1 protein-coding gene and 2 pseudogenes are annotated in these 1,779 nt (G+C 34.3%); all 3 read left to right on the forward strand.

Annotation, left to right across the window (positions count from 1 at the left end; genetic code table 11):
* The first annotated feature begins 121 nt into the window (after nucleotides 1-121).
* Nucleotides 122-961 (forward strand): annotated as a pseudogene (locus KQI71_RS12195) (nucleotidyltransferase family protein).
* A gap of 189 nt (nucleotides 962-1,150) precedes the next feature.
* Nucleotides 1,151-1,357 carry a 4Fe-4S dicluster domain-containing protein gene (locus tag KQI71_RS12200; RefSeq protein ID WP_253288104.1) on the forward strand — a complete coding sequence of 69 codons (207 nt, stop codon included), beginning with the start codon at nucleotides 1,151-1,153 and terminating at the stop codon, nucleotides 1,355-1,357.
* Between the two features lie 208 nt (nucleotides 1,358-1,565).
* Nucleotides 1,566-1,670: pseudogene (locus KQI71_RS12205) on the forward strand (nucleotidyltransferase); the annotation flags it as partial.
* Nucleotides 1,671-1,779: the final 109 nt, after the last annotated feature.

A 1,779-nucleotide genomic window follows, 5' to 3' on the forward strand; every position in this document is an offset into this window, starting at 1 on the left:
AGCTTAATTATCTGTGAAGGGAACTAGTACATCTAACTTACGTTTCTACAGATACAGTAACTTATCAACCTATCAGTTCATTATAAAAGTCTTAGATTTTTGTCTTGACAACTGAACCACTATACCAAATGGAGAGATCATCATGGATTATTCCATTCATGATGCAAAAGAAGCAGGATTTAACAAAGTAGTCTTTATTATCCGCAAAGATATTTTCAAGGAGTTCGAAGAGATCATCTGAAACAGGATTAAAGAACAGATCGATGTAGAATATGTATTTCAGGAAGTTGATGATCTGCCAGAAGGTTTTGAAGTACCAGAAGGAAGAACAAAACCATGGGGAACAGGTCAGGCAGTTTTATGCTGCAAAGATGTAGTGAAAGAACCATTTGTGATCATCAATGCAGATGACTATTATGGAAAAGAAGCATTTGTGAAACTGCATGATTTCTTAGTATCCGGAGAAGACCTTGGAAGAGAATTTACCATGGGAATGGGCGGATTCATTTTAAAGAACACATTAAGCGACAATGGAACAGTAACCAGAGGAGTCAGTGTTGTAGATGAGAATGGTTTATTAAGCCAGGTACATGAGACAACAGGAATCGAAATGGGAGAAGACGGACAGATCAAATGCGACAGTGAAGAAGTACAGGAATGGATCAGTCCAGAAGATAAAGTATCCATGAACATGTGGGCAGGAAATCCAAAATTTTTGGATTTCTTAGCAGAGGATTTCAAAGATTTCCTTGCGAATGTGGAAGAAGGAGATTTAAAGAGCGAATATCTGTTACCGAACATCGTGGACAAGCTTTTGAAAGAAGAAAGAGCGAACGTGAAGGTGTTGGAGACACAGGATCGTTGGTTTGGAGTTACATATAAGGAAGATAAAGAGACTGTGCAGGACGCTTTTAGGGAGTTGATTGCTGATGGGGTTTATGCGGAGATGCTTTGGGAGTAGATGAATAGGTGGTAGCCAATAGGATGTGTTTTTTGTTAGGATCATATTTTATTGGCTATGTTTGTATTTGAAATAAGTGGAAAAATATTTTATTCCAGATTAAATTGATACTTTAAAGTAGTTGATGTAATATATAGAATATAGTATAAAATTTCTAGATGTTGTACGCATGAGAAGTGGAGGAAATTTATGAGTAGGGGAGTAATGATGAAAAAGGAAATACCTATATTATATAAAAGAAAAGAAGAATGTTGTGGATGTACAGCTTGTTATGCAATATGTCCTAAAAGTGCAATTAGAATGGAAGAAGACGAAGAAGGATTTGAGTATCCATTAATTGATAAAGATAAATGTGTTATATGCTTGCAATGTATAAAAGTATGTCCGCTGAAATGAACCACTATATAAACGAGGAATAATAAGAAGAGATGATTATATATAAATTAAAGGAGTACGTTTTGGATTTCTTAAGTTCCCAGGGACCTTAAGAAATCAGTCTATAAAGGGAATAGTTATATTGAATAAAAAATACGAAAAAATTTGAAAAATAGGTTTACTTTTTATAAAAAAGGAACTTTTATATTGTAAAGGGGAGAGAATACGAATGAATACAACATTAATTATCATGGCAGCTGGAATTGGATCTAGATTTGGAGAAGGAATCAAACAGTTAGCCAAAATGGGACCAAATGGAGAGATCATCGTAAACGGTAAATCAGTGTTCCCTACAAAATCCTAAAATAATCTGAGATAATTAACTCAAGATTTTAAACAGTGTCAAAAATGTTAAGCCTTAACTTTTTTGACTTGTAAAAAAG

The sequence above is a fragment of the Anaerostipes sp. MSJ-23 genome, assembly GCF_018918155.1.
Taxonomy (GTDB): domain Bacteria; phylum Bacillota; class Clostridia; order Lachnospirales; family Lachnospiraceae; genus Anaerostipes.

Coding starts and splice junctions, on each gene's coding strand:
- KQI71_RS12200 (WP_253288104.1), top strand. CDS start 1,151: ATGAGTAGGGGAGTAATGATGAAAAAGGAAATACCTATATTATATAAA.